Source organism: Streptomyces longispororuber, assembly GCF_014656095.1.
In the GTDB taxonomy this organism is placed as follows: Bacteria; Actinomycetota; Actinomycetes; order Streptomycetales; family Streptomycetaceae; genus Streptomyces; species Streptomyces longispororuber.
In genome coordinates this window covers 1-26,375 of the sequence record NZ_BNBT01000063.1, presented here as the reverse complement: position 1 = coordinate 26,375, position 26,375 = coordinate 1, and the positions used below count along the sequence as shown (strand labels likewise).

The 26,375-nt window shown below is 73.6% G+C and carries 24 protein-coding genes; 13 read left to right on the top strand and 11 right to left on the bottom strand.

All coding sequences use genetic code 11. From position 1 onward, the window contains the following. Positions 1–238 precede the first annotated feature (238 nt). The 9 genes from IE330_RS20275 (at position 239) to pssA (ending at position 11,491) form a co-directional block, all read left to right on the top strand. Positions 239–2,062, top strand: a complete 1,824-nt coding sequence (locus tag IE330_RS20275) for a 3-hydroxyacyl-CoA dehydrogenase family protein (RefSeq protein WP_190137485.1) — start codon at positions 239–241, stop codon at positions 2,060–2,062. Between the two features lie 118 nt (positions 2,063–2,180). Continuing rightward, entirely contained in the window at positions 2,181–3,008 is an 828-nt protein-coding gene (locus IE330_RS20270) for a TetR family transcriptional regulator (protein ID WP_190137501.1), read from the top strand. A 617-nt stretch (positions 3,009–3,625) separates the two neighbouring features. Further along, on the top strand, positions 3,626–4,963 hold the full coding sequence (gene ccrA, locus IE330_RS20265; RefSeq protein ID WP_190137484.1) for a crotonyl-CoA carboxylase/reductase: 1,338 nt from the start codon (positions 3,626–3,628) through the stop codon (positions 4,961–4,963). A gap of 82 nt (positions 4,964–5,045) precedes the next feature. Then, positions 5,046–7,097 (top strand): ethylmalonyl-CoA mutase, encoded by a 2,052-nt coding sequence (locus IE330_RS20260; RefSeq protein WP_190137483.1) that lies wholly within the window; start codon positions 5,046–5,048, stop codon positions 7,095–7,097. Beyond that, on the top strand, positions 7,094–8,068 hold the full coding sequence (locus IE330_RS20255) for an HpcH/HpaI aldolase/citrate lyase family protein (RefSeq protein ID WP_190137482.1): 975 nt from the start codon (positions 7,094–7,096) through the stop codon (positions 8,066–8,068). Before IE330_RS20260 ends, IE330_RS20255 begins: the two co-directional genes overlap by 4 nt. 4 nt (positions 8,069–8,072) lie before the next feature. Continuing rightward, positions 8,073–8,591: a MaoC family dehydratase gene (locus IE330_RS20250; RefSeq protein ID WP_190137481.1), complete on the top strand. Its 519-nt coding sequence runs from the start codon at positions 8,073–8,075 to the stop codon at positions 8,589–8,591. After that, positions 8,588–9,802 carry an acyl-CoA dehydrogenase family protein gene (locus IE330_RS20245; protein WP_190137480.1) on the top strand — a complete coding sequence of 405 codons (1,215 nt, stop codon included), beginning with the start codon at positions 8,588–8,590 and terminating at the stop codon, positions 9,800–9,802. The genes IE330_RS20250 and IE330_RS20245 overlap by 4 nt, the downstream gene beginning before the upstream one ends. Positions 9,803–9,984: 182 nt before the next feature. After that, positions 9,985–10,641: a phosphatidylserine decarboxylase gene (locus tag IE330_RS20240; protein ID WP_190137479.1), complete on the top strand. Its 657-nt coding sequence runs from the start codon at positions 9,985–9,987 to the stop codon at positions 10,639–10,641. Then, complete coding sequence (gene pssA / locus IE330_RS20235; RefSeq protein WP_190137478.1) at positions 10,628–11,491, top strand: CDP-diacylglycerol--serine O-phosphatidyltransferase; 864 nt, start codon at positions 10,628–10,630, stop codon at positions 11,489–11,491. Before IE330_RS20240 ends, pssA begins: the two co-directional genes overlap by 14 nt. Before the next feature lie 111 nt (positions 11,492–11,602). On the opposite strand, the gene IE330_RS20230 is transcribed toward pssA, so the two are convergent. From IE330_RS20230 to IE330_RS20220, 3 genes are all read right to left on the bottom strand, one after another. Continuing rightward, positions 11,603–11,845: a DUF6411 family protein gene (locus tag IE330_RS20230; protein ID WP_190137477.1), complete on the bottom strand. Its 243-nt coding sequence runs from the start codon at positions 11,843–11,845 to the stop codon at positions 11,603–11,605. Positions 11,846–12,025: 180 nt separating this feature from the next. Beyond that, entirely contained in the window at positions 12,026–12,397 is a 372-nt protein-coding gene (locus IE330_RS20225) for a hypothetical protein (protein ID WP_190137476.1), read from the bottom strand. A gap of 117 nt (positions 12,398–12,514) precedes the next feature. Further along, positions 12,515–12,937: a MerR family transcriptional regulator gene (locus IE330_RS20220; protein ID WP_190137475.1), complete on the bottom strand. Its 423-nt coding sequence runs from the start codon at positions 12,935–12,937 to the stop codon at positions 12,515–12,517. A gap of 55 nt (positions 12,938–12,992) precedes the next feature. On the opposite strand from IE330_RS20220, the gene IE330_RS20215 reads away from it, so the two are divergent. Both IE330_RS20215 and IE330_RS20210 read left to right on the top strand, forming a co-directional pair. Then, positions 12,993–13,964, top strand: coding sequence for an oxidoreductase (locus tag IE330_RS20215; protein WP_190137474.1), 972 nt, complete (start codon positions 12,993–12,995; stop codon positions 13,962–13,964). Positions 13,965–14,117: 153 nt separating this feature from the next. Continuing rightward, positions 14,118–15,254 (top strand): DUF6183 family protein, encoded by a 1,137-nt coding sequence (locus IE330_RS20210; protein WP_190137473.1) that lies wholly within the window; start codon positions 14,118–14,120, stop codon positions 15,252–15,254. Between the two features lie 161 nt (positions 15,255–15,415). Here the strand turns inward: IE330_RS20210 and IE330_RS20205 are convergent, their stop codons facing one another. Then, positions 15,416–16,534 (bottom strand): glycerate kinase, encoded by a 1,119-nt coding sequence (locus IE330_RS20205; RefSeq protein ID WP_229925787.1) that lies wholly within the window; start codon positions 16,532–16,534, stop codon positions 15,416–15,418. Positions 16,535–16,771: 237 nt separating this feature from the next. Between IE330_RS20205 and IE330_RS20200 the strand changes: the two genes are divergently transcribed. Together IE330_RS20200 and IE330_RS20195 are read left to right on the top strand one after the other, a co-directional pair. Next, complete coding sequence (locus IE330_RS20200) at positions 16,772–17,980, top strand: ADP-ribosylglycohydrolase family protein (RefSeq protein WP_190137471.1); 1,209 nt, start codon at positions 16,772–16,774, stop codon at positions 17,978–17,980. A gap of 89 nt (positions 17,981–18,069) precedes the next feature. Beyond that, entirely contained in the window at positions 18,070–18,588 is a 519-nt protein-coding gene (locus IE330_RS20195) for an NUDIX domain-containing protein (RefSeq protein ID WP_190137470.1), read from the top strand. Positions 18,589–18,670: 82 nt separating this feature from the next. On the opposite strand, the gene IE330_RS20190 is transcribed toward IE330_RS20195, so the two are convergent. From IE330_RS20190 to IE330_RS20160, 7 genes are all read right to left on the bottom strand, one after another. Further along, on the bottom strand, positions 18,671–19,156 hold the full coding sequence (locus IE330_RS20190) for a methylated-DNA--[protein]-cysteine S-methyltransferase (RefSeq protein ID WP_308439028.1): 486 nt from the start codon (positions 19,154–19,156) through the stop codon (positions 18,671–18,673). Between the two features lie 275 nt (positions 19,157–19,431). After that, the gene (locus tag IE330_RS20185; protein ID WP_190137499.1) at positions 19,432–20,913 is read right to left on the bottom strand and encodes an AlkA N-terminal domain-containing protein; all 1,482 of its coding nucleotides are present in this window, start codon (positions 20,911–20,913) and stop codon (positions 19,432–19,434) included. 274 nt (positions 20,914–21,187) lie between these two features. Next, positions 21,188–21,718: an O-acetyl-ADP-ribose deacetylase gene (locus tag IE330_RS20180; protein WP_190137469.1), complete on the bottom strand. Its 531-nt coding sequence runs from the start codon at positions 21,716–21,718 to the stop codon at positions 21,188–21,190. Further along, the gene (locus IE330_RS20175) at positions 21,715–23,145 is read right to left on the bottom strand and encodes a phytoene desaturase family protein (protein WP_190137468.1); all 1,431 of its coding nucleotides are present in this window, start codon (positions 23,143–23,145) and stop codon (positions 21,715–21,717) included. The genes IE330_RS20180 and IE330_RS20175 overlap by 4 nt, the downstream gene beginning before the upstream one ends. A 101-nt stretch (positions 23,146–23,246) precedes the next feature. Beyond that, positions 23,247–24,104: an inositol monophosphatase family protein gene (locus tag IE330_RS20170; RefSeq protein WP_190137467.1), complete on the bottom strand. Its 858-nt coding sequence runs from the start codon at positions 24,102–24,104 to the stop codon at positions 23,247–23,249. 128 nt (positions 24,105–24,232) lie between these two features. Then, positions 24,233–26,056, bottom strand: a complete 1,824-nt coding sequence (locus IE330_RS20165; protein ID WP_190137466.1) for a gamma-glutamyltransferase family protein — start codon at positions 26,054–26,056, stop codon at positions 24,233–24,235. A gap of 9 nt (positions 26,057–26,065) precedes the next feature. Beyond that, a partial coding sequence (locus IE330_RS20160; RefSeq protein ID WP_190137465.1) for a response regulator transcription factor occupies positions 26,066–26,375 on the bottom strand: 310 nt, incomplete at its 5' end.

Below are 26,375 nucleotides of genomic sequence, written 5' to 3'. Positions count from 1 at the left end.
CGCGAGTGCTGTCGGTTTGGTACGCACGTACCGCAGGACGACGCGGCTCCGGGACAGGGCCCGTCGGCTCCCTCTCGCGCACTTCCCGCGCGCCGCTCCCCGCTCCATGCCGCGCGCCGTGCACCACTTCACGCCGCTCGCGCGGTCGCCACGCACGCGTGCCGACGTGTCCGGTGCGCCCCCGCCGGGCGCCCCACGCGTGCGCCCCCAGTCGTCACTCACTTCCTGGAGTCCCCGCATGGACGCCTTCCCCGCCGGTTCGTCCGGTACATCCGGTACCTCCGGTACGCCCCTGAACACCGTCGCCGTCGTCGGTCTCGGCACGATGGGCACCGGCATCGCCGAGGTCCTCGCCGTCGCGGGCCGCGAGGTCGTCGGCATCGACATCAGCGAGCAGGCCGCCGCGCACGCCGTGGCCGCCCTGGAGGCCTCCACCGCGCGCGCCGTGCGCCGCGAGCGCCTCACCGAGGGCGAGCGCGCGGACGCCCTCGCCCGCTTCCACACCGCCACCGACCTGAGCGCCGCGGCCGACGCCGACCTGGTGATCGAGGTCGCGCCGGAGTCGTACGAGGTCAAGCAGCAGATCTTCCGCGAGCTCGACGGCATCGTGCGCCCGGACACGATCCTCGCCACCGGCACCAACGCGCTGTCCGTGACGCGGCTGGCGGCCGACTCGGCCCGGCCCGAGCGGGTGTTGGGCCTGCACTTCTTCAACCCGGCGCCCGCGATGAAGCTCGTGGAGGTGGTGTCGTCCGTGCTCACCGCCCCCGGGGCCGTCGCCGCCGTCACCGAGCTGGCCACCGCCCTCGGCAAGGAGCCCGTCGCCGTCGGCGACCGCCCGGGGTTCGTCGCCGACGGGCTGCTCTTCGGCTACCTCAACCAGGCCGCGGCGATGTACGAGGCGAAGTACGCGAGCCGCGAGGACATCGACGCCGCGATGCGGCTCGGCTGCGGGCTGCCCATGGGGCCGCTGGCGCTGCTCGACCTGATCGGCGTCGACACCGCCCGCACCGTCCTCGACGCCATGTACGCCGAGTCGCACGACCGGCTGCACGCGCCCGCGCCGATCCTCAAGCAGCTCAGCGAGGCGGGCCTGACGGGGCGCAAGGCGGGCCGCGGCTTCTACACGTACGCCGGTCCTGACAGCGGCGAGGTGGTGCGTGACGCGCTGACCCCGGTCGAGGGCGCGCGGCAGGCGCGGGGGCGCGAGGTGCGCGCGGTGGGCGTGGCCGGCTCCGGCACGATGGCCTCCGGGATCGCCGAGGTGTTCGCAAAGGCCGGGTACGACGTGGTGCTCGCCGGCCGCAGCGAGGAGAAGGCCGTCGCCGCCAAGGCCCGGGTCGCGAAGTCGCTCTCGCGCTCCGTCGACAAGGGCCGCATGACCGCGGAGGCGGCCGCCAGGACCCTGGACCGGATCGTGCCGTGCGGCTCGTACGAGGCGTTCGCCGACGTGGACCTGGCGCTGGAGGCGGTCGCCGAGGACCTGGAGGTCAAGCGGCAGCTCTTCGCGACGCTCGACAAGGTCTGCAAGCCGGGCGCCGTCCTCGCCACCACGACGTCCTCGCTGCCGGTGATCGCCTGCGCCCGGGCCACCTCCCGGCCCGGCGACGTGATCGGGCTGCACTTCTTCAACCCGGCGCCCGCGATGAAGCTGGTCGAGGTGGTGCGGACCGTGCTGACCGCGGACGAGGTGCACGCGACCGCCCGCGAGGTGTGCGCGACGCTCAAGAAGCACCCGGTGGACTGCGGGGACCGGGCCGGGTTCATCGTGAACGCCCTGCTGTTCCCGTACCTGAACAACGCGGTCAAGATGGTCCAGGAGCACTACGCGTCCCTCGACGACATCGACGCGGCGATGAAGCTCGGCGGCGGCTACCCGATGGGCCCGTTCGAGCTCCTGGACGTCGTCGGCCTGGACGTGTCCCTGGCCATCGAGAAGGTCCTGCACCGCGAGTTCCGCGAGCCGGGGCTCGCACCCGCGCCGCTCCTGGAACACCTGGTGGCCGCGGGCTGCCTCGGCCGCAAGACGGGCCGTGGCTTCCGCGAACATGCCCGGCGCTGACCGGTCGCCGGACGGCGCGGCCGCGGCGCACCACGCCGTGCGCGGCGGCCGCGCGGGCTGGGGAGGGCTGCTCGAACCGTCGGGCGGCCCCGTCCCGCGGGCGCACCCGGCTGCGCGCATGCAGTACGTTCAGGGCATGTCCAAGGCCGCCAAGTCCACACGTACGCCCGCTACGCCCGATCCCCCCGAGAGCACCGCGGGCAGCCGCGCCGCGGCCCAGCGGCTCAAGATGCGCCGCGAGCTGGCGGCCGCGGCCATGGAGCTGTTCGCGTCCAAGGGCTACGAGGCGACGACGGTCGACGAGATCGCGGCGGCGGCCGGCGTCGCCCGCCGGACCTTCTTCCGCCACTTCCGCTCCAAGGAAGAGGCGATCTTCCCCGACCACGACGACACCCTGATCCGCGCGGAGGCCGTGCTCAACGCGGCGCCCGCGCACGAGCACCCCCTCGACACGGTGTGCCGCGGCATCAAGGAAGTCATGAAGATGTACGCGGCCTCGCCCGCGGTCTCCGTGGAGCGGTACCGGCTGACGCGCGAGGTGCCCACGCTGCGGGAGCGCGAGATCGCCTCGGTGGCGCGCTACGAGCGCCTCTTCACGCGCTACCTCCTGGGCCACTTCGACGAGCACGCGCACCACGACGGCAACGACGACCCGCTGCTCGCGGAGGTCGCGGCCTCGGCCGTCGTCACGGCCCACAACCACGTGCTGCGGCGCTGGCTGCGGGCCGGCGGCCAGGGGGACGTGGAGGCCCAGCTCGACCACGCCTTCGGGATCGTGCGGCGGACCTTCGGCACGGGCATCGGCGCCGGGCGGGACGCGGCGCCCTCCGGGGCCCCGGCGACGGTCTCCGACCGCGGTGAGGTCCTGGTGACGGTGGCCCGTACGGACGCGCCGCTGGACGAGATCATGCGCACCATCGAGAAGGCCCTCCGCGCCCGCCCGTGACCGGGGCCGGACCCCGCCTTTGACCGCCCGCCCACCCGCCCTGTCCGAGGGCCGGTGGGCGGCGGCGTTTCCGCGCCCGGGAGCTCGCCGGGGCGAGGGCGTCGGTGGGGTGCCCGCCCGCGTCCGGGAGTCAGCCTGACCAAGGGCGTGGGCACGGTGCACGCAGTGACACGGGGGGCGTCGCCGGGCGCGGTGTGCCGGGCGGTGCGGCGGGCGCACCCGTGGTGGAGCGCGGGCGTCCGGTGAGACGCACCCCCTCTGACCTGCGATGATCGATCATCGCTCAGATGAACCCGGGCGATGACAACTGAGAGAAATTGTTGGCACTGAGTGTCTTGCCGACTGGCACGCGGTGTCATACGTTGATGTTGTCCGGGCGGCCGGCGCACGGACACCACCCGAGCGCCGGCTGTCCCCGCAAGCCTCGGCGAGCGCGCCCGGACGCCTGCGTCACAGGCACCTCCCGCGCCCCACCACGGCGCCGCCACAGCACCACCTCCGCCGAACCGACGGCACCTCTTCCCGTACTCCCCGACGCGTACGCGAACCCTTCCAGCACCACCCCGACGTACCCCTCAGAGCGCTCCGCCAGGGGCGCCCTTCGCCGGAGGCAACCCATGCAGGAAATCCTGGACGCGATCCAGTCCCCGGACACCACGGCCGCCGACTTCGCCGCGCTGCCGCTGCCCGAGTCCTACCGCGCGGTGACCGTGCACAAGGACGAGACGGAGATGTTCGCGGGGCTCGCCACGCGCGACAAGGACCCGCGCAAGTCCCTGCACCTGGACGAGGTGCCGGTGCCCGAACTCGGCCCGGGCGAGGCCCTGGTGGCCGTGATGGCGTCGAGCGTGAACTACAACTCCGTGTGGACGTCGATCTTCGAACCGCTGTCGACCTTCGGCTTCCTGGAGCGGTACGGCAAGCTCAGCGAGCTGACGAAGCGCCACGACCTGCCGTACCACGTCATCGGCTCCGACCTGGCCGGCGTGGTGCTGCGCACCGGCCCCGGCGTCAACGCCTGGAAGCCCGGCGACGAGGTCGTCGCGCACTGCCTGTCCGTGGAGCTGGAGTCCAGCGACGGGCACAACGACACCATGCTCGACCCGGAGCAGCGCATCTGGGGCTTCGAGACCAACTTCGGCGGCCTCGCCGAGATCGCCCTGGTCAAGTCCAACCAGCTCATGCCCAAGCCGGACCACCTGAGCTGGGAGGAGGCCGCCGCGCCCGGCCTGGTCAACTCCACCGCCTACCGGCAGCTCGTCTCCCGCAACGGCGCCGGCATGAAGCAGGGCGACAACGTCCTGATCTGGGGCGCGAGCGGCGGACTCGGGTCGTACGCCACGCAGTTCGCGCTGGCGGGCGGCGCCAACCCCGTCTGCGTGGTGAGCAGCCCGCAGAAGGCCGACATCTGCCGCGCCATGGGCGCCGAGGCGATCATCGACCGCAACGCCGAGGGCTACGCGTTCTGGAAGGACGAGCGCACCCAGGACCCCAAGGAGTGGAAGCGCTTCGGCAAGCGCATCCGCGAGCTCACCGGCGGCGAGGACATCGACATCGTCTTCGAGCACCCGGGCCGCGAGACCTTCGGCGCGTCCGTGTACGTCACCCGCAAGGGCGGCACCATCACCACCTGCGCCTCCACCTCGGGCTATCTGCACGAGTACGACAACCGGTACCTGTGGATGTCCCTGAAGCGCATCATCGGCTCCCACTTCGCCAACTACCGCGAGGCCTGGGAGGCCAACCGGCTCATCGCCAAGGGCAAGATCCACCCGACGCTGTCGAAGGTGTACTCCCTGGAGGACACCGGCCAGGCCGCCTACGACGTGCACCGCAACCTGCACCAGGGGAAGGTCGGCGTCCTCGCGCTCGCACCCTCCGAAGGGCTCGGCGTGCGCGACCCGGAGACCCGCGCGAAGCACATCGACGCCATCAACCGCTTCCGGAACGTGTGAGGGCGCGCCCGCCCTCGAGGCCCCCGAGAACGCCGAGAACCCCGAGACCCCCCGAGAACACAAGGACTCCGAGGTTACGTACATGACGGAACGTCAGAAGGACCGGCCGTGGCTGATGCGCACCTACGCCGGTCACTCCACGGCCGAGGCGTCGAACGAGCTCTACCGGCGCAACCTGGCCAAGGGCCAGACGGGCCTCTCGGTCGCCTTCGACCTGCCGACGCAGACCGGCTACGACCCGGACCACATCCTCGCGCGCGGGGAGGTGGGCCGGGTCGGGGTCCCCGTCTGTCACCTGGGGGACATGCGGCGCCTCTTCCAGGACATCCCCCTGGAGCAGATGAACACCTCCATGACGATCAACGCGACGGCCATGTGGCTGCTCGCCCTGTACCAGGTCGTCGCCGAGGAGCAGGGCGCCGACATCACCAAGCTCCAGGGCACGACCCAGAACGACATCGTCAAGGAGTACCTGTCCCGCGGCACCCACGTGTTCCCGCCCGGGCCGAGCCTGCGGCTGACCACCGACATGATCACGTACACCGTGGCGCACATCCCGAAGTGGAACCCGATCAACATCTGCAGCTACCACCTGCAGGAGGCCGGGGCCACGCCGGTGCAGGAGATCGCGTACGCCATGAGCACGGCGATCGCGGTGCTCGACGCCGTGCGCGCCTCCGGGCAGGTGCCCGAGGAGACGTTCGGTGACGTGGTGGCGCGCATCTCGTTCTTCGTGAACGCGGGCGTCCGGTTCATCGAGGAGATGTGCAAGATGCGCGCGTTCGGCCGCATCTGGGACCGGGTCACGCGCGAGCGCTACGGCGTCACGAACCCCAAGCAGCGCCGCTTCCGCTACGGCGTGCAGGTCAACTCGCTCGGCCTGACCGAGGCCCAGCCGGAGAACAACGTCCAGCGCATCGTCCTGGAGATGCTCGCCGTCACCCTGTCCAAGGACGCCCGCGCGCGTGCCGTGCAGCTCCCGGCCTGGAACGAGGCCCTCGGCCTGCCCCGGCCCTGGGACCAGCAGTGGTCGCTGCGCATCCAGCAGGTGCTCGCCCACGAGTCGGACCTGCTGGAGTACGAGGACATCTTCGCGGGCTCGCACGTCGTCGAGGCCAAGGTGGACGCGCTCGTCGAGGCGGCCGAGGCGGAGATGGACCGCATCGAGCAGATGGGCGGCGCGATGGCCGCCGTGGAGTCCGGGTACCTCAAGTCGCAGCTCGTGTCCTCGCACGCGGAGCGGCGCGCGCGGATCGAGGCCGGCGAGGAGAAGATCGTGGGCGTGAACGTCTTCGAGGCGACGGAGCCCAGCCCACTCACCGCCGACCTGGACACGGCGATCATGACGGTCGACCCGGCGGTCGAGGCGCGCGTGGTGGCGGCGGTGCGCGAGTGGCGCACCACGCGCCAGGAGTCCTCCGACCGGCAGGGCGGCGGCGACCCGTTCCACTTCCCGACCGTCCAGCAGACCCTCGACCGGCTCAAGGAGGTCGCCGCCGGCACCGGCAACCTCATGGAGGCCACCCTGGAGTGCGCCCGCGCCGGTGTGACGACCGGGGAGTGGGCGGGGGCACTGCGGGAGGTCTTCGGCGAGTTCCGGGCGCCCACGGGCGTCTCCGGGGCCCCGGTGGCCGTCACCGCCGAGGCGGGCACGCCGCTCGCCCTGGTCCGCGACAAGGTCGAGAAGACGGCCGCAGACCTCGGCACCGGCAAGCTCCGCTTCCTGGTCGGCAAGCCGGGCCTCGACGGGCACTCCAACGGCGCCGAGCAGATCGCCGTGCGCGCCAGGGACGCCGGGTTCGAGGTCGTCTACCAGGGCATCCGGCTCACCCCGGAGCAGATCGTGGACGCCGCGCTCGCGGAGGACGTGCACGCGGTGGGCCTGTCGATCCTCTCCGGCTCGCACGCGCAGCTCGTGCCGGACGTCCTGACCAGGCTGCGCTCCGCCGGGGCGAACGACATCCCCGTCATCGCCGGCGGCATCATTCCCAGCAGCGACGCCGAGGACCTGAAGGCGGCGGGTGTGGCCGCCGTGTTCACCCCCAAGGACTTCGGCATCACGGAGATCATCGGCCGTATCGTCGACGAGATCCGCACAGCGAACCACCTCGACCCCCTGGAGGTCCCCGCATGACCCAGCAGCCCCCGGCTGTGGACCGGCTCCGCCCGCGCCGCTCGTGCCTCGCGGTCCCCGGCTCCAACCCCCGCTTCCTGGAGAAGGCCCAGGGCCTCCCCGCCGACCAGGTCTTCCTCGACCTGGAGGACGCGTGCGCGCCGCTCGCCAAGCCGGAGGCGCGGCACACCATCGTCAAGTTCCTCAACGAGGGCGACTGGACCGGCAAGACCCGGGTCGTGCGCGTCAACGACTGGACGACGCAGTGGACGTACCGCGACGTCGTGACCGTCGTCGAGGGCGCGGGCCCGAACCTGGACTGCATCATGCTGCCCAAGGTGCAGGACGCCCAGCAGGTGGTCGCCCTCGACCTGCTGCTCACGCAGATCGAGAAGACCATGGGGTTCGAGGTCGGCCGCATCGGCATCGAGGCGCAGATCGAGAACGCCAAGGGCCTGGTCAACGTGGACGAGATCGCGGGCGCCTCGTCACGTCTTGAGACGATCATCTTCGGCCCGGCCGACTTCATGGCGTCGATCAACATGAAGTCACTCGTCGTGGGGATGCAGCCGCCCGGCTACCCGGCGGACGCGTACCACTACATCTTGATGCGCATCCTGATGGCCGCCCGTACGCACGACCTCCAGGCGATCGACGGCCCCTTCCTCCAGATCAAGAACGTCGACGGCTACCGCGAGGTGGCGCAGCGCGCCGCCGCGCTCGGCTTCGACGGCAAGTGGGTGCTGCACCCCGGGCAGGTGGAGGCCGCCAACGAGGTGTTCTCGCCCTCCCAGGAGGACTACGACCACGCCGAGCTGATCCTGGACGCGTACGCGTACTACACGTCCGAGGCGGGCGGCAAGAAGGGCTCGGCGATGCTCGGCGACGAGATGATCGACGAGGCGAGCCGGAAGATGGCGCTGGTCATCGCGGGCAAGGGCCGCGCGGCGGGCATGCGGCGCACCTCCACCTTCGAAGCCCCGGAGGCCTGACGCCATGCAGTTCGGACGCACCTACGAGGAGTTCGAGGTCGGCGCCGTGTACAAGCACTGGCCCGGCAAGACGGTCACCGAGTACGACGACCACCTGTTCTGCCTGCTGACCATGAACCACCACCCGCTGCACCTGGACAGCAACTACGCCGAGAACACGACGGACTTCGGCAAGAACGTCGTCGTGGGCAACTACGTCTACTCGCTGCTGCTCGGCATGTCCGTCCCGGACGTGTCCGGCAAGGCGATCGCGAACCTGGAGATCGAGTCGCTGCGGCACGTGGCGCCGACCTTCCACGGGGACACGATCTACGGCGAGACGACGGTCCTCGGCAAGACGCCCTCGAAGTCCAAGGACGACCGCGGGATCGTCCACGTGGAGACCAAGGGCTACAAGCAGGACGGCACCCTGGTGTGCGTGTTCCGCCGCAAGGTGATGGTGCCCACCGAGACGTACATCAAGGCGCGCGGCGGCGAGCAGCCCGGCCGCCCGGAACTCGAGCAGCAGGAGAAGCAGCCATGAGCCGACTCGCCCAGACCCACGGCCTCACCGACGTGCAGCGGGAAATCCTGGCCACCGTCCGTGACTTCGTCGACAAAGAGATCATTCCGGTGGCGACGGAGCTGGAGCACCGGGACGAGTACCCGCAGCGGATCGTGGACGGGCTCAAGGACTTGGGCCTGTTCGGCCTGATGATCCCCGAGGAGTACGGCGGTCTGGGCGAGTCGCTCCTGACGTACGCGCTGTGCGTGGAGGAGATAGCGCGCGGCTGGATGTCGGTGTCCGGCATCATCAACACCCACTTCATCGTGGCGTACATGCTCAAGCAGCACGGCACGCAGGAGCAGCGGGAGTACTTCCTGCCGCGGATGGCGCTCGGCGAGGTGCGGGGCGCGTTCTCGATGTCGGAGCCGGGGCTCGGCTCGGACGTGGCGGCGATCACGTCGAAGGCGGTCAAGGACGGCGACGAGTACGTCCTGAACGGCCAGAAGATGTGGCTGACCAACGGCGGTACGTCAACGCTGGTGGCCGTCCTCGTCAGAAGTGACGAAGGACACTCCGCCGAGGAGGCGGCCGCCGCCCCGCACAAGTCGATGACCACCTTCCTGGTGGAGAAGGAGCCGGGCTTCGGCGAGGTCCGCCCCGGCCTCACCATCCCCGGGAAGATCGACAAGATGGGGTACAAGGGGGTCGACACCACCGAGCTGATCATGGATGGCCTGCGGATTCCGGCCAATCGCGTGCTCGGCGGGGCCACCGGCCGAGGGTTTTACCAAATGATGGACGGCGTCGAGGTCGGCCGCGTGAACGTGGCGGCGCGTGGCTGCGGCGTCGCTCAGCGTGCCTTCGAGCTGGGGGTCGCGTATGCCCAGCAACGGCACACTTTCGGCAAGCCCATCGCCCAGCACCAGGCGATTCAGTTCAAGCTCGCCGAGATGGCTACCAAGGTCGAGGCCGCCCATGCCATGATGGTGAACGCGGCACGCAAAAAGGACTCCGGGGAGCGAAACGACCTGGAAGCCGGGATGGCGAAGTACCTGGCGTCCGAGTACTGCAAGGAAGTCGTGGAGGACGCGTTCAGGATCCACGGTGGCTACGGCTTCTCGAAGGAGTACGAGATCGAGCGTCTCTACCGCGAGGCACCGATGCTGCTGATCGGTGAAGGTACCGCCGAGATCCAGAAAATGATCATTGGCCGACGACTCCTCGAAGAGTATCGATTCCAGGGCTGAATGTCCGGCTTGGGGTGGTTTCTTCGAGATCCCATCGAGAAGAAGATCACACCCTGTCAGCACGCAGCGGCGGCCGACTCGGCTTCCTGGCTTGCCCAGTTGTGGCTCGCAACCGATACGATCCCGGGAAAGCCGCCGTCCCCCCGTATGCAGTGCGGCATCATCCGCTACGAAGGTCATCCATGCCCCACAGCCAAACCTCTGCACCTCGCGACAGCCTGGCCGGCGTACGCCTCGCGCGCGGAGCATCGCCGTGGCTCCTGCCGACCGTCGCCACCGCGGCACTCAGCCTGGCCCGCGCGCGCCGGTCCAAGGGTGCCGCCGCCCTCGCCGTACCGACCACCGCTCTCGCTGCGGGCATGCTGTGGTTCTTCCGCGACCCCGAGCGCGAGATCACCCGGGGCAGGGTGATCTCCCCGGCCGACGGTGTCGTCCAGAGCATCATGCCCTGGAAGGACGGGCGTACTCGCGTCGCCATCTTCATGAGCCCCCTGAACGTCCACGTCAACCGCGCGCCGCTGGCCGGCACGGTGACGTCCGTCGAGCACATCCCGGGCGGTTTCGTCCCGGCGTTCAACAAGGAGAGCGAGAACAACGAGCGCGTCGTCTGGCACTTCGACACGGAGCTCGGCGACATCGAGATGATCCAGATCGCGGGCGCGGTCGCCCGGCGCATCGTGCCGTACCTGCCGCAGGGCACGAAGGTCGAGCAGGGCGAGCGGATCGGCCTGATCCGCTTCGGCTCGCGCGTCGACCTGTACCTGCCCGAGGGCGTCGAGGTGGATGTCGAGGTCGGCCAGAAGACCGTGGCTGGGGTGACTCGCATTGACCGTGACTGATCCCGAGGCACAGGCGGGCTGGGTGCCCGAGGCCGTCGACACCGTGGTGGACGACGCCGACGAGGAGATGCCGCTCTCGCTGCGTCTCTCGATAGCGGACACCCTCACGCTCGGCAACGCCACCTGCGGGTTCATGGCGGTGTACTTCACCACCACCGGCATCCTCATCCCGCACCTCACGGGCAGTGACCAGTCCGGCATGGCCCGGCACAGCGCGGCCACGGCGGTGATCCTCATGCTGTGCGCGGCGGTCTTCGACCTCTTCGACGGCCTCGTCGCGCGCAAGCTGCGCTCGTCGCCGATGGGCGCCGAGCTGGACAACCTCTCGGACCTGATCAGCTTCGGGCTCGCGCCCGCGTACTTCGTGCTCGTCTACGGCATGGTCGCCGACGACGCGCACCAGCGGGTCGCGGCGGTGGGCGCGATCGTGGTCCTCCTGGCGGTGGTGCTCCGGCTCGCCAGATTCTCCTGCGTCACGCTGCGTGACGGGGTGTTCCAGGGGATGCCCTCGCCCTTCGGGGCGCTGACGGTGGTCTCCATCGTGCTCCTGGAGCTGCCCTTCGAGGCCACGCTCCTCGCGATCATCGGTACGGCGTGGCTCATGGTGAGCCGCGTGGAGTACCCGAAGCCGCGCGGGCTGCTCGCCGTCGCCATGCTGGCGTGGATCGTCTCCGCGATGGGGCTGCTCGCGGCGTGGGCCTTCGACGCGCCGGGCGGACAGCTCCTGCTCCAGACGGGGTGCGCCCTCCAGCTCGTCCTGGGCGCCGTGATCCCGCTCTTCGCCACGGCCCGCCGGGTGAACAACTTCCGCGACAACCGCCGCGAGGCCCGGGCGGCACAGCTTCCGTAACGCCGGTCCGTACCGGCACACCGAAGTGAACGAACGGCACCAGCGAGCGCCGTGCACACCAGTGCACGGCGCTCGCTGCTGTCTTCCCCACGGCGTGTGGTGGTCCATGGTTCAGAACGGCAGGCGGCCCCGGGCGCGGCGGCCGGCGGAGCCGCTGTGGCTCACCGCCTTGGAGCTGCTGCGGAAGGGCTTGCTGAAGATGCGGCCCAGGATGCCGGGGGCCTTGCCACCGGCGCGGGAACCGACTCCCAGGGTGCGCTGGGTGCCGCGTTCGGGGTGCCTGGACAGCCGGGGGACGAGGAAGGCAAGGAGGGCCAGAACGACGCAGACGGCGATGATGCCGACAACTATCATGGGGGGCTCCCTGGGGATGAGGTGTGTCTGCCGCTTGCCCCGCCACCCCGTGCTCATGCGCTCCGCGGGGGCGTTCGGGTCGGGCCGGGGCGGGCACCTGGTGCCCATGGCCGACGGCACACGCCGCATCCGGCGTACGCCGTCCGAGCGTCGGGGCGTCCGGCGTCCGGTGCCCGCGGCTCAGAAGGCCTCCCGGAACTTCTCCCTCCAGCTCAAGGGCGGCCCCTCCTTCTCCTCCTGCGTGTGCACGAGCCGGGCGGTGGTCACCCGTATGTGGCACTCACGGCGCCGCTGCCGGATCGCCACCACCCACGCGCCGTCCCGCGTGAGGAAGGCCTTCCGGGCGGGCTCGTCGCCCGGCCTGGTGTGCCGGGCGATCACGGGCGGCGTGTACGCGCGAGCGAGCTGCTCGGCCACCGCGGCGGCCTGCTCCTCGTCCGGCCCGACACTCCGCGTGGCCGCCAGCCTCCACCGGTGCAGCCGCAGTTCCGCACCCTCGGCGTACTTGGTCTCCCGCGTGTCCTCTTCGACGAGGACGTACCAGGTGGTCATCACCTCAGCGTAGGGAGGGCGCGGGCTCGGCTCCGTGTCTTTGGCGGTCGCCGGGCCGGGGCTCGGCGTACCTCGCCGGCACAGCCGGCGCACGCGACGCGGTCGTCCTCGCCTGCCTCAGGCCGTCGGGTCCCAGAGGCCGTCCGCCTCGCCGCGGGCCAGGTGTTCGGCGTAGACGCCGACCTTCCAGGTGATGAGGGAGCGGCACTCCTCCAGGGCCTGGATCTGTGCGTCGACGCGCTGTCGGTGGGCGTCGAGCAGGCGCAGGCGTTCCGCCTCGTTGCCCGGGCCGCCGCGTACCAGCGCGGCGAAGTGCTTGAGGTCGGCGAGCGGCATGCCGGACTCGCGGAGCTTGACGCAGATCAGGAGCCACTCGACGTCGGCGGCGGTGTAGCGCCGCCGCCCGCCCGAGGTGCGTCGCACCGGACCGACGAGCAGGCCCTCGCGCTCGTAGAAGCGCAGGGTGTGCACGCTCAGACCGGTGCGCTCGGCCACCTCGCCGATGCTCAGTGACTGCGCGGCAGCCTCGGTGGTCGTCATGCCGCTCGCTCCCGGACTTGATCTAGACCTCGCTCCAGATCGTAGCGTCGTCGGCATGTCCCTCACTGATCAGCAGCCGCTCGGCTCGCCCTTCTCCGCTTCCGCCACCGCCGAGGACGTCGTCTCCGGCCTCGATCTCTCCGGCAGGACGGCCGTGGTGACCGGGGGCTACTCCGGGCTCGGCCTGGAGACCACCCGGGCCCTGGCGGCCGCCGGGGCCCGGGTCGTCGTTCCCGCGCGCCGCCCCGACGTCGCCCGTGCCGCTCTGCGGGAGGTGCGGAGCTGCGAGGTCATCGCCATGGACCTGACCGACATCGACAGCGTCCGCGCGGCCTCCGCGTACCTCGGCACCCGCCTCGACCGGCTCGACCTCCTCATGGCTGTCGCCGGGGTCATGGCCACCCCGGAGCGGCGGGTCGGACCCGGGTGGGAGAGCCAGTTCACCGCGAACCACCTCGGGCACTTCGCCCTCGCCTGCGAGCTGTACCCGCTCCTGGCCGCCGCGGACGCCGCGCGCGTCGTCGTCAACAGCTCCGCCGGGCACACCCTCACCGACATCCGCTGGCACGACCCGCACTTCCGTACCGGGTACGACAAGTGGCTGGCCTATGGCCAGGCCAAGACGGCCAACGCCCTGTTCGCCGTGCACCTCGACGCCCTCGGGCGCGGCGACGGGGTCCGGGCGTTCGCCCTGCACCCCGGGAAGATCATCACCGGGCTGCAGCGGGGGATGACACTCCAGGAGCAGATCGACCGCGGCTGGGTGGACGAGCGCGGCAAGGTCGTCGGCGACGGTTTCAAAAGTCCCTCCCAGGGGGCCGCCACCGGCCTGTGGGCCGCCACGTCCCCGCTCCTCGACGGCCGGGGCGGCCTCTACCTGGAGGACTGCGACGTCGCCCGCGTCTCCGCCCCCGGCTCCCCCATGGACGACGGCGGCGTCCGCGCGTACGCCGTCGCCCCCGACGCGGCGGCCCGGCTCTGGGACCTGTCCCTGGCCGCGACCGGCGCGAGACCGATCGGCCGGTGAACCCGCGCTCCGCAGTCCGGGCCGGCTTCGCGTCACCATGGCTCACCTACGAGAAGCTGCCGGTCGCACTGGGTTGGGCGTTCGGTGTGTGGCCCGTCGGCGTCCCGGGAAATGCGCTCGGTGCGTGGGGCCCAGGGTGCGTACGCTCCCTGCGTGACCGATCGCATACAGAAGATCGTGGCGGAACTGCCGGAGTTGGAGGACGTCACCGGCGTGTGGCGGACCGCCGACCGGTGCCTCGCTCAGGGGGACAACGTGTTCCTCGCGGACCTCAGCCTCGCGCTCACCGCGGCTCACCGCTCCGGCGACGGGTGGATTTGGCAGTACGAGAGCCTCTTCGACCATCTGCTCAGGTCGCTGGCAGTCACCCCCGGGCCCGGGAACGTCGCCCAGGCGTTGCGCCTGATCTCCCCGGCCGGGGCCACCGCGGCCGCTGTCCGCGAGCGGTCCCGGTACGTGGCCTCCCTGCTGGCCTCCTGCCAGTCGGCGGAGGACCTGTCGGTGGTGTTCACCGGCAAGGCCCCGGAGGAGCTGCGCGCCTGCCTGGTCCATGAGCTGGTGCTCCGGGGCGTCGACGTCACGCGGGCCCCGGGGATCGCGGGGTGGGCGACGTCGCCGCACTGGAAGCACCATCCGCTGGGCGAGCTCCCGCTGACGCTGTCGGGCGTGGAGGGGGAGCCGGACCTGCCGGGCTACAGCGCGCGCGGCGGCAGTCACGCGATGCCCTACGGTCCCTCACGCACCCGCCGGGTGCGGGCCGCCGCGGCGGCGCACGCGCCCTCTGCCGCGGACACGACGACCCCGGCCGCCGCCGACCGCATCGGCGCGGCGGTGGCGAACTGGGTCGAGGGGTCCAACGGACGCGTCGAGGCACGCGTCTTCGGCCTGGCGGCTCCCCTGGGGGCCGAGGCGGTACCGGGCGCGCTGCCCTCGCTCGGGCTCGAGTGCCTGTGCGGCGCGGGGAAGAAGACCGCTGTCACGGTCGCGGCCTGCCCGCCGGACCAGGCGTGGCGGGTGCTGTTCGCCGCCGCGTCCACGGGTGGCGCGTACAACCACGGAGTCCGGGGCGCCTACGGCCGTCTGGCCGCGTGGCGATCCCTGGCCGGCCTCTCCGGCGCCGCGGAGACCGGCCCCGCCGAGGAGGTCGAGGCCCGCGTACGGGAGTGCGCCTGGTACGACTTCGACGCCGAAACCTCCTGGTTCGAGCGCGTGGCCTGGGACATCGGCCTGCTCGCGGTCTCCCCGGGGCGCCGACGGCTTGCGGTGCTGGCCGCGACGGACACCGACTGAGCCGACTGAGCGGGCTGAGGACGCCGCCGAGTACGCCGCCGTGAGCTGCGGCCCGGCCGCACGGGATCGTGCCCGCGCCGCCGGACCGCTGCCGCCTCGTCAGCACTTGACGCCGCGCCGCGAACTGGCGGGCAGGCAGGCGCGGCTCCCAGCGGACGTCGTCAGGTCACGTAGTCCCGCGCGATGTTCCCGGCCAGTCGTTCCAGGAGCGGGCCCGCCTCGGCGATGCAGCGGGCCGGGTCCGGCTCGATGTCCGTCAGGGCGTACGCGCGGCGGATGCCCGCCGTGCCGAGGGCGGACGGGGGCAGCGCCAGGCGGCCGCAGACGGCGATGACCTCGACGCCGGCCGCGCGGGCCGCCGCGGCCACCCCGGCGGGCGCCTTGCCGTGCAGGGTCTGCTCGTCCAGCGAGCCCTCGCCGGTGATGACGAGCTGCGCCCCGGCCAGCGCGGGCCCGAAGCCGAGGACGTCCAGCATGACCTCGATCCCGGGCCGGAAGGACGCGCCGAGGCCGACGAGGGCGCCGTAGCCGATGCCGCCCGCGGCCCCGGCCCCCGGCGCCTCGGCGTACTCCAGGGCGCGCGGTCCCGCGGTCCCGGCCAGTACCTGGGCGTAGTGGGCGAGCGCGGCGTCCAGCGCCGCCACGTCCTCGGGCGAGGCGCCCTTCTGCGGGCCGTACACCGCCGGTGCGCCCTTGGGGCCGGTCAGTGGGTTGTCGACGTCGCTGGCCAGGACGATCTCGGCCTCGGCGAGGCGCGCGTCGAGCCCCGAAAGGTCCGCCGACGCCAGGTCCCGCAGCGGGCCGCCGCCGGGCGCCACGGGCTGACCGGCCGCGTCCAGGAACCGCGCGCCGAGCGCGGCCAGCATCCCCGCGCCGCCGTCCGTGGTGGCGCTGCCGCCCACGCCGAAGACGAGGGTGCGCGCGCCCGCGTCCAGGGCGGCGCGGATCAGCTCACCGGTGCCGTACGTGGTCGCGGTGAGCGGCGCGAACACCCCGTCGGGCAGGCGTTGCAGCCCCGAGGCCTCCGCCATCTCCACGACCGCGGTGCCCTCGCGCAGCGCGTACGCCGCCACGACCTCGGTGCCGAGCGGTCCCGTGACCCGTACCTCGCGGCGCTCGAACCCGGCCGCCACGGCCGCGTCGACCGTGCCGTCGCCGCCGTCCGCCACGGGCAGCGCCCGCACCGGCAGGTCCGGCACGACCCCGCGCAGGCCCGCCGTCACGCGCTCGGCGACCGCCACGGCCGTGAGCGACCCCTTGAACTTGTCCGCGGCGATCAGTACGTGTCCGCGGCCGCCACGGCCCCCGCCGTGCTCCGCCTCGCGGCCCCCCTCATGAGCTGACGTCACTGCGTCCGCCACCTTGCACATCCCTTGCTTCCGGCCTTGCTCGCGGCAAGGCAGTCGCGCCGCAGCGACCATAACCGCAGGAGGGGCCCGCTGCCCAGGGGCACCGGAGCCGCGCCCACCGGGCCGCGGAGCGCGTACCTCCGGCCCCGTCGCGGGTAGACCGGACCCATGACGCAGACGGCACAGGGGACGGCGCTCGCGGACCGCGTGCTCGGGGGGTGGCTCGGCCGGGTCGCGGGCAACATGCTCGGCAAGCCCGTGGAGCGGGGCGACCACTGGACCCGCGACCGCATCGACCGCTACCTGCGGCTGACCGACGCGCTGCCGCTCACCGACTACCTGCCCCCTCCCCCGCCCGACGCCACCGGCTTCGAGCTGCGGCCCGAGTGGCGCTCCTGCGTGCGCGGGCGGATCCACGGGAGCTGCCGCGACGACGACGTGGACTACACCGTCCTCGGCCTGGACCTGCTGCGGACGCATGGCTTCCGCTTCACCACGGAGCAGGTGGGCGAGGCGTGGCTGCACCGGCTTCCGTACCGGCAGACGTTCACGGCGGAGCGCGCCGCGTACCGCAACCTGGTGAACGGCCTCAGGCCGCCGCTGACGGCGACGTACGACAACCCGTACCAGGAGTGGATCGGCGCGCTGATCCGCGCCGACGTCTTCGGCTGGACCTGTCCCGGCGCCCCGCGCCGGGCCGCGGCGCTGGCCCGCCGCGACGCCGTGCTCTCGCACACCGGCAACGGCGTGTACGCGGCGATGTGGGCGGCGGCCCTGATCGCGGCCGCGTTCACCGCCGCCACCCCGCGCGAGGCCGTGGACCGGGCGCTCGGCGTGATCCCGGCGGGCTGTCGCGTGGCGCGGGCGGTGCGCCGCGTGGCGGCCCTGCACGAGGCGCGGCTGAGCTGGGAGGAGACGCTCGACGCCGTGGAGCGGGAGACGGCCGGGCTCGGCTGGATCCACGCGGTGCCGAACGTCGCGGTGCTCACCGCCGGGCTCCTGTACGGCGACGGGGACTTCACCCGCACCCTCGCGCTGACGGTGCGCGGCGGCCTGGACACGGACTCGAACGGCGCGACGGCCGGGTCGTTCGCGGGCGTGCGGTGCGGGGCCGCGGGCATCCCCGCGCGGTGGCGCGACCCGCTGGAGGACACGGTCCGGAGCGCGGTGTTCGGCTACGACGGGGCCAGGATCAGCGAGTTGGCCGCCTGGACGACTGAATTGGCCGGTATGTCCGGCGGGGTGGTGGCAGCCGATGCCTCCGCCGAGCCCTCCACCGACCCCTCGGCCGCGCCGTCCGCCGGTACGTCCGCCGGTACGTCCGCCGCCGCGTCGGACGAGGTGCCGGGCGAGGCGGCCACCGGGGCGGACGGCTGACCGGTGTGCGCCGTGCGGGCCCGTGCGCACCCTCCGCGCGCACCGGACGCTCCCGGCCCGGGCGGGCCGCCGGGGCTACCCTTCCCTCCGTGACGACACTCGACTACGCCGCCTGGATCGCGAGCCTGCCCCGCGTGCTCGCCGGAGCCGCCGCCCTCATCAGGGACACCTCGGGACGGGTCCTGATCGTCGAGCCCAACTACCGCGACACGTGGACCCTTCCGGGCGGAGGCGTCGAGTCCGCCGACGGCGAGTCGCCGCGGCAGGGCGCGCGCCGCGAGACCGCCGAGGAGGTCGGCCTGGACATCGGGCCCGGCGGGCTGCTGGTGGTCGACTGGGTGCCGGGCACGGACGAGCGGCCGCCGCTGGTGTCGTTCCTCTACGACGGCGGGGTGCTGCCCGACGAGCGGTTCGCGGAAATCCGGCTCCAGGAGGAGGAGCTGCTGTCGTGGCGCCTGGTGGAGCGCGCGGAGCTGCCGTCGTACCTGTCGGCGTCGCTCACCCGCCGGGTGACCGCCGCGCTCGGCGTGCTCGACGGGGGCGGCGGCGCCGTGGAGCTGGAGGACGGTTTCCCGGCACCGCGGGTGGAAGACGGCACGACACCATGAGCCGTACGACGGTCGTGAACCTCACGGGCCACCGCGACGACCCGGCCCACGCCGACGCCGTCCACGTGGGCCGCCGAACCGGTCAGAACAGCGCGGCGCCGCTCTCGAACTCCAGCAGCCGCCGCTTGCGGTCGACGCCGCCGCCGTAGCCGGTCAGGCCGCCGCCCGTGCCGATGACGCGGTGGCACGGCACGATGACGCTGATGGGGTTCTTGCCGTTGGCGAGGCCGACCGCACGCGAGGCGGCGGGCTTGCCCAGGGCCGCCGCCAGCTCACCGTACGTACGGGTGTGCCCGTAGGGGATGCTCAGGAGCTGCTGCCAGACGGAGCGCTGGAAGGGCGTGCCGTCCAGGCGCAGCGGCAGGTCGAACTCCTTGAGATCGCCCGCGAAGTACGCGTCGAGCTGCTCGATCGCCTCGGCGAAGCCCTCCGGGTCCCGGTCCCCGAAGGTCTCCTCGGCGGGGCGGTGCCGCTGCCCGGTCATGTAGACACCGCTGAGGGTGCCGTCGGTGGCGACGAGCGTGAGCGGCTCGTAAGGGCTGTCGATGACGGTGTGGGTGCGGTGCATCAGGGTCCCTGGGGTCCTTGGTCCTTGATCGGTCGTCGTGTGCGGGTGCGGGTGTACGGGCCGGTCGTTCCGGTCGATGGTGTACGGGGCCGGTCGCGTCCGGGTCGAGGGGCCGGGGTCGGGGTCGGGGTCGGGGTCGGGGTCGGGGTCGGCAGCGTACGGGGCGGCGTACCGGCTGCGGCGTACGGGGGCGGGCAGCGGGTGCGGCGTACGGGGCGGGGCAGCGGGTGCCGGGCCTCGGGCCCCGTCCGTGGCCCGGGCAGCCGGGCACCCGGTCAGCCGGGGATGCGGTTGATCGGGTGGTCGTCCGTCGCCCACAGGTACTGCACGGCGTACGCGCGCCACGGGCGCCAGGCCGCGGCGCGGGCGGTGAGCGCGGCGGGCGTGTGCGGCAGGCCGAGCGCCTGGGCGGCGCGCCGGATGCCGAGGTCGGAGGGGAGGAAGGCGTCCGGGTCGCCGAGCGCGCGCATCGCGATGACCTCCGTCGTCCACGGCCCGAAGCCGGGCAGCGCGGCGAGCTGGGCGCGGGCCCGTTCCCAGTCGTTCTCGACGCCGAGCCGGAGCGTGCCGTCGGCGAGGTGGCGCACGAGGGTGGTCAGGGTGGTGCGGCGGCTGCGCGGGAGCGCGAGGGCCTCCGGGTCGAGCGCCGCGAGCGCCTCGGGCGCCGGGAACAGGTGAGTGAGGCCGCCCTCGGGGTCGTCGACCGGCTCGCCGTACGCGGTGACCAGGCGCGCGGCGTGGGTGCGCGCGGCGGCCGTGGAGACCTGCTGACCGAGCACCGCCCGGACGGCGAACTCGGCCTCGTCCACGGTGCGCGGCACGCGCCGCCCCGGCGCCTTGTCGACGAGCGGCGCGAGCAGCGGGTCGGCGCGGAGCTGGCCGTCCACGGCGACCGGGTCGGCGTCCAGGTCGAGGAGCCTGCGGCAGCGGCTGATGGCGAGGGTCAGGTCGCGCGGGTCGGTGAGGGTGAGGCGGCAGCCGATGTGGTCGGGGTGCGGGGTGAGCGCCACGATGCCGTGGCCGTAGGGCAGCCGCAGGGTGCGGCGATATGAGCCGTCACGCCACTCCTCCACCCCCGGTACGGCGGTGGCGACGAGGTGGCCGAAGAGGTTGTCGGGGTTGAGCGGTGCCCGGAACGGCAGCCGCAGCGAGAGGGTGCCGTTGGCGGCGGGGGCCGGTGCGCCCCGGCCCCGGCGGGCGGCGCGGGCGCGCAGCTCCCCCGGCGCGAGCGCGAAGACCTCGCGGACCGTGTCGTTGAACGTGCGGATGGAGGAGAAGCCCGCGGCGAAGGCGATCTCCGCCATGGGCAGGGCGGTCGTCTCGATGAGGAGCCGCGCGGTCTGGGCGCGCTGGGCGCGGGCGAGCGCGAGCGGCCCGGCGCCGAGCTCGGCGAGCAACTGGCGCTCGACCTGCCGGGTGCTGTAGCCGAGGCGGGCGGCGAGTCCGGGCACGCCCTCGCGGTCGACGACGCCGTCGCCGATGAGGCGCATGGCGCGGGCGACCAGGTCGGCGCGCTGGTTCCACTCGGGCGAGCCGGGGCTGCTGTCGGGGCGGCACCGCTTGCAGGCGCGGAACCCGGCCTGCTGGCAGGCGGCGGCGCTCGGGTAGAACGTCATGTTCTGCGGCTTGGGCGGGAGGACCGGGCAGCTCGGGCGGCAGTAGATGCGCGTGGTCAGCACGGCGGTGAAGAACCAGCCGTCGAACCGGTCGTCCTTGGACTGCACGGCGCGCACGCAGCGCTCGAAGTCGCCGTGCATCCCTGCGGGCGCGGCCGTCCCCAAGGGCGCGGCCGTCCCCGGGGCCGGGCGCGGCGTGCGGCGGGCCCCGCTGCTCCCGGCCGCCCGGGGCTCCGGCCCCGGCTCCCCCGGAGCGGTGGTCGGCTCGGGCGCCGGGGACGGCACCAGGGCGGTGGCCGCCGCGGGGACCGTGGGCGGCGCGGCGGGCGGAGTCGGCTCGGAGGGTGCGGGCGTCATGGCGGGCATGGCACAAGCATCCGGGATCGGCGGGCCCCGGGCTGGCGGGAATCCGACATCAGCCTTCGGCTGCCAGGGCCCGCTCGAACGCCTGGTGCGCCACGTCGTCGAAGAGCACGAAGCGCACCTCCGCCACCGCCGGGAGCGCCGCCGAGGCCTCCCGGACCGCGCGGACCGCGATGCGCGCCGCGTCCTCCACGGGCCAGCGGTACACCCCCGTCGAGATGGCCGGGAACGCGACCGTACGGGCGCCGAGTCCGGCGGCGACGCGCAGGGATTCGCGGTAGCAGGAGGCGAGGAGCGCGGAGCGGTCCTCGGTGGCGGACCAGACGGGTCCGACGGTGTGGACGACGTGCGCGGCGGCCAGCCGCCCGGCGGTGGTGGCCACCGCCTGGCCGGTGGGCAGCCCCTTGCCGTAGTGCCCGGCGCGCAGGCGGCGGCAGGCGTCGAGGATTTCGGGGCCGCCCCGGCGGTGGATGGCGCCGTCGACGCCGCCCCCGCCGAGCAGCGAGGAGTTGGCCGCGTTCACGAGGACGTCGGCGCGCTGGGCGGTGATGTCGCCCTGGACGAGGGTGACGCGGGCGGTCACCGTCTCCCCCCTTCCCGCCGCAGCCGCCGCCAGACGGCCTTGGCGGCGTTGTGCCCGGACATGCCGTGCACCCCGGGCCCCGGCGGGGTCGCGGAGGAGCAGAGGAACACGGCCGGGTGCCGGGTGTGGTACGGGAACGCGGTGAGCCGCGGCCGCAGCAGCAGTTGCAGCCCGGCGGCGGCACCGCAGGCGATGTCGCCGCCGACGTAGTTGGCGTTGCGCGCGGCGAGCTGGGGCGGGCCCGCGGTGGCCCGGGCGAGGACGCGGTCGCGGAAGCCGGGCGCGAACCGCTCCAGTTGCCGCTCGACGGCGTCCGTCAGGTCGCCCCGCCAGCCGTTGGGGACGTGGCCGTACGCCCAGAAGACGTGCTTGCCCTCGGGGGCGCGGGTGGGGTCGACGAGGCTGGGCTGGACCGTGATGAGGAAGGGCACGTCCGGGGCGCGGCCCGCGCGCGCGACGGCGTGCAGCGCGGTGCCGATGTCCCGGCTGCCGGGGCCCACCTGGACGGTGCCGGCCCGGCGGGGCGCCTCGGCGGTCCAGGGCACGGGCCCGTCCAGGGCGTAGTCGACCTTGAAGACGGCGGCGCCGTACCGGTACGCGTCGTAGGAGTGGCCGAGTCCCGCGATGCGGGCGAGGGCGGCGGGCGAGGTGTCGAAGACGTAGGCGCGGGCGGGCGGCAGGTCGTCCAGGCGCTTGACCTCGTAGTCGGTGTGGACGCCGCCGCCGAGGTCCTTGAGGTACGCCGCGAGGGCGTCGGAGATGGCCTGGGAGCCGCCGCGCGCGACGGGCCAGCCGCGCGCGTGGGCGGCGAGCGCGAAGACGAGGCCGACGGCGCTCGTCGCGAAGCCGTTCAGGGGCGCGATGACGTGGGCGACGAGACCGGCGAACAGCGCGCGGGCCCGGTCGTCGCGGAACCGCCGCGTCAGCCACGTGGACGGCGGCAGCCCCCGGAGCCCGAAGCGGGCCAGCAGCACCGGGTCGCGCGGCAGCGCGGTCGAGGGCAGCGCCATGAAGTCGCGCACCAGCGTGTCCCAGTGGGGCAGGAAGGGCTGGACGAGCCGGCGGTAGGTGCCCGCGTCGCGCGGGCCGAAGGAGGCCGCGGTCTGAGCCACGGAGCGGGCGAGCACGGCGGCGGTGCCGTCGGGGAAGGGGTGGGCCATGGGCAGCGGGGCGTGCAGCCACTGGAGGCCGTACCGCTCCAGGGGCAGGGCGCGGAACGCCGGGGAGTTGACGCCGAGGGGGTGCGCGGCCGAGCAGGGGTCGTGCCGGAAGCCGGGCAGGGTCAGCTCCTCGGTGCGGGCACCGCCGCCGACCGTGCCCTTGGCCTCGAAGAGGGCCACCGAGAAACCGCGGCGGGCCAGCTCGACGGCGGCGGTCAGACCGTTCGGTCCCGCCCCCACGACGACGGCATCGAGCATCGACGACACCTTCGGACTCCTTCGTCAGCCGGTGGCCAGTGCCGCACAGGATATGCCGGGGCACCGGCAGCGCCGGGGCCGCGGGCGCCCTGGGCGGGCGGTCCCGTGGCTCAGGCCCCTTCGGCCAGCGCCCGGGCGACCCGGCGGGCCGTGTCCTCGTCCCGCGCCGCGGTGAAGGGCAGGGCGTTGCCCCCGGTGAGGGCGAAGGGCACGCCCTCGCGCGTGAGGTGGGCGCCGCCCGCCTCCTCCACCAGGAGCAGGCCCGCCGCGTGGTCCCAGGCCAGCTCCCAGGTGAACGCCACGGCGTCCAGCTCGCCGCGGGCCACCGCCAGGTACTCCAGGCCCGCCGAGCCGCACGGCCGGGCGGCGAAGCCGTCGGCGTACAGGCCGAGCAGCGAGCGCTTCTGGTCGTCGGTGGTGAAGTCCGGGTGGGAGGTGGCGACGGTGAGCGGGCGGCCGGGCCCGGGGGCGCCCGCGCGCTCCAGCCGCGTGCCGTTCAGCGTCGCTCCCCTGCCGCGGACGGCCGCCGCGAAGGTGTCGAGCGCGGGGGCGTACGTCCACGAGGCGAGCACCACGCCGTCCAGGGCGAGCGCGACCAGGGTGCAGAAGCCGGGGTCGCCGTGCACGAACTGGCGTGTCCCGTCGACGGGATCGACGATCCACACCGGGGCGCCCTCGGCTATCGCGTCGTACACCGCCGGGTCGGCGTGCACCGCCTCCTCGCCGACGACGACGGAGCCGGGGAGCAGCGCGGTGAGCTCGCGGGTGAGGTGCTCCTCCGCCAGGCGGTCGGCGACGGTCACCAGGTCGTGCGGGCCGCTCTTCTGGACGACGTCGCCGTCGGCGAGCTGCCGGAACCGCGGCGTGATCTCCGCGGCGGCGGCCTCACGGATGACGCGCTCCACGTCGGCGGCCTGGCGGGCGAGAAAGTCGTCGATGCTTTCCTTGACTTCTTGCGTTTCGATCATGCCTCCATGAGAGCACGCGGCACTGACATCCCGTGCGGGAGGGGTGAACAACGGGTGGAATCCGGATGAAATCCCCCCGATCCGCCCGGCGCTCCCGAAGCCTCCGGCCGCCCCGCGGCCCGAGCACCTCAGCGCCCCACCGCGTACCCCTGCATCCCCCGGGGATTCGCCGCCGCCGAGAGCACTCCGGTGCGCGGGTCGCGGGCCACCGCGCAGAGCCTGCCCTCCGACCAGGGCTCCCCCACGGTCACGTCGTGTCCGCGTGCGCGCAGCTCCGCGACGACCGCCGGGTCCGCGCGGGACTCCAGGGTGACGCTGCCGGGCCGCATGCCGCGCGGGTAGAACGAGCCGGGGAACGCGTCGTTGTGCCAGTTCGGGGCGTCGACGGCGCCCTGGAGGTCGAGCCCGCCGCGGACCGGGTCGCGGAGCGCGGCGGCCAGGAAGAAGTGGAGCTGCCACTGGTCCTGCTGGTCGCCGCCCGGCGTGCCGAAGGCGAGCACCGGCACGCCGTCGCGGAGCGCGAGGGACGGTGTCAGCGTGGTGCGCGGGCGGCGGCCCGGGGTGAGGGTGTTCGGCAGCCCCTCCTCCAGCCAGGCCATCTGCAGGCGCGTACCGAGGGGGAAGCCGAGCTCGGGTACGACGGGGTTGGCCTGGAGCCAGCCGCCGGACGGCGTGGCGGCGACCATGTTGCCCCAGCGGTCGACGACGTCCAGGTGGCAGGTGTCGCCCTGGGTGGCGCCGTTCCGGGCGACGGTCGGCTCACCGGCGCCCGCGGCGGCGCCGGTGCCCGCCAGGATGCCCTGCGCGTCGTACGCGGAGGCGCCCGAGGCCACCTCCCGCGCGCGGGCGGCCAGCCGCGGCTCCCGCCCGCCCGGACGGCCCGGCCGCAGCTCGTAGGAGGCCTCGGCCCCGACGAGGGCCCGCCGCTCGGCGTTGTACGCGGCCGAGAGCAGCTCCTCCAGGGGCACGTCGGCGGCGTCGCCGTACCAGGCCTCCCGGTCGGCCATGGCGAGCTTGCAGCCCTCGACGAGGAGGTGCACGTACGCCGCGGAGCCGTACGGAGGCAGGGTGTCCGGCAGCAGGGCGAGCTGCTGGAGGAGCACGGGGCCCTGGCTCCAGGGCCCCGCCTTGCACAGCGTCCAGCCGCGCCAGTCGTACGTCACCGGGTCCTCGTACGTCGCCGACCAGCCGGCGAGGTCGGCGGCCGTGAGGGTGCCCGTGTGGCGCTCCCCGCTGGTGTCCAGGGTGGGGCGGGCGGCCTGGCGCACCAGGGCCTCGGCGACGAAACCGGAGCGCCACACCGCGCGGGCGGCCTCGATCTGCGCGACCCGGTCGGCGCCGCCCGCCGCCTCGGCCTCGGCGAGCAGGCGCCGCCAGGTGGCGGCCAGGCGGGGGTTGCGGAACAGCTCGCCCGGGGCGGGCGGCGCGCCGCCCGGCAGGTACACCTCCGCCGACGACGTCCACTCCGTCTCGAACAGCTCCCGCACCGCCGCGACGGTCGCGCCGACGCGCTCCACGGGCGCGTGGCCGTCCTCGGCGTACCCGATGGCGTACTTCAGGACGTCGGCCGGGCGCAGGGTGCCGTGGTCCCGCAGGAGCAGCATCCAGGCGTCGAAGGCCCCGGGCACGGCGGCGGCCAGCGGGCCGGTGCCGGGCACCAGGGCGAGGCCGAGGCCGTCCCGGTAGTGCGCGACGGTGGCCCCGGCGGGGGCGACGCCCTGCCCGCACAGGACGCGCACCGGGCCCTCCGCGGGGGCGAGCAGGATCGGCACCTCGCCCGCGGGCCCGTTCAGGTGCGGCTCCACGACGTGCAGGACGAAGCCCGCGGCGACGGCGGCGTCGTAGGCGTTGCCGCCGCTCTCGAGGACGGCCATCGCGGACTGCGAGGCGAGCCAGTGCGTGGACGACACCATGCCGAAGGTGCCCTGGAGGGTGGGGCGCGTCGTGAACATGACCGCAGGCTAGCGGCGCCGCGGTCCGGGCCCTCCCGCCGCCGGAGGGATCAGTCCGTGGGTCTGGGCCAGCAGCACGGTGGCCACCCGGTCCCGGGTGCCGAGTTTGCGGTACACGCTCTGGATGTGCTTCTGCACGGTGTGCACCGAGATGCCGAGGCGCCGCGCGATGACCGCGGCGGTCAGGGCGTCGCCGAGCAGGCCGAGGACGGTCAGCTCCCGCGGCGTGAGGTCGCCGCCGGGGCGTGCGCCGTCGCGGGGGCGTGCGGCGCCGTCGGGGCGTGCGCCGTCGCGGGGGCGTGCGCCGTCGTGCCGTGCC

Bases quoted from the DNA above. Each gene is read 5' to 3' on its own strand.
- IE330_RS20260 (WP_190137483.1), top strand. From the start codon at position 5,046: ATGACGGAACGTCAGAAGGACCGGCCGTGGCTGATGCGCACCTACGCC.
- IE330_RS20240 (WP_190137479.1), top strand. From the start codon at position 9,985: ATGCCCCACAGCCAAACCTCTGCACCTCGCGACAGCCTGGCCGGCGTA.
- IE330_RS20185 (WP_190137499.1), bottom strand. From the start codon at position 20,913: ATGCACGGCGACTTCGAGCGCTGCGTGCGCGCCGTGCAGTCCAAGGAC.
- IE330_RS20245 (WP_190137480.1), top strand. From the start codon at position 8,588: ATGAGCCGACTCGCCCAGACCCACGGCCTCACCGACGTGCAGCGGGAA.
- IE330_RS20190 (WP_308439028.1), bottom strand. From the start codon at position 19,156: ATGCACCGCACCCACACCGTCATCGACAGCCCTTACGAGCCGCTCACG.
- IE330_RS20255 (WP_190137482.1), top strand. From the start codon at position 7,094: ATGACCCAGCAGCCCCCGGCTGTGGACCGGCTCCGCCCGCGCCGCTCG.
- IE330_RS20170 (WP_190137467.1), bottom strand. From the start codon at position 24,104: ATGATCGAAACGCAAGAAGTCAAGGAAAGCATCGACGACTTTCTCGCC.
- IE330_RS20230 (WP_190137477.1), bottom strand. From the start codon at position 11,845: ATGATAGTTGTCGGCATCATCGCCGTCTGCGTCGTTCTGGCCCTCCTT.
- ccrA (WP_190137484.1), top strand. From the start codon at position 3,626: ATGCAGGAAATCCTGGACGCGATCCAGTCCCCGGACACCACGGCCGCC.
- IE330_RS20165 (WP_190137466.1), bottom strand. From the start codon at position 26,056: ATGTTCACGACGCGCCCCACCCTCCAGGGCACCTTCGGCATGGTGTCG.
- IE330_RS20250 (WP_190137481.1), top strand. From the start codon at position 8,073: ATGCAGTTCGGACGCACCTACGAGGAGTTCGAGGTCGGCGCCGTGTAC.
- IE330_RS20220 (WP_190137475.1), bottom strand. From the start codon at position 12,937: ATGACGACCACCGAGGCTGCCGCGCAGTCACTGAGCATCGGCGAGGTG.
- IE330_RS20275 (WP_190137485.1), top strand. From the start codon at position 239: ATGGACGCCTTCCCCGCCGGTTCGTCCGGTACATCCGGTACCTCCGGT.
- IE330_RS20270 (WP_190137501.1), top strand. From the start codon at position 2,181: ATGCAGTACGTTCAGGGCATGTCCAAGGCCGCCAAGTCCACACGTACG.
- IE330_RS20200 (WP_190137471.1), top strand. From the start codon at position 16,772: ATGACGCAGACGGCACAGGGGACGGCGCTCGCGGACCGCGTGCTCGGG.
- IE330_RS20225 (WP_190137476.1), bottom strand. From the start codon at position 12,397: ATGACCACCTGGTACGTCCTCGTCGAAGAGGACACGCGGGAGACCAAG.
- IE330_RS20215 (WP_190137474.1), top strand. From the start codon at position 12,993: ATGTCCCTCACTGATCAGCAGCCGCTCGGCTCGCCCTTCTCCGCTTCC.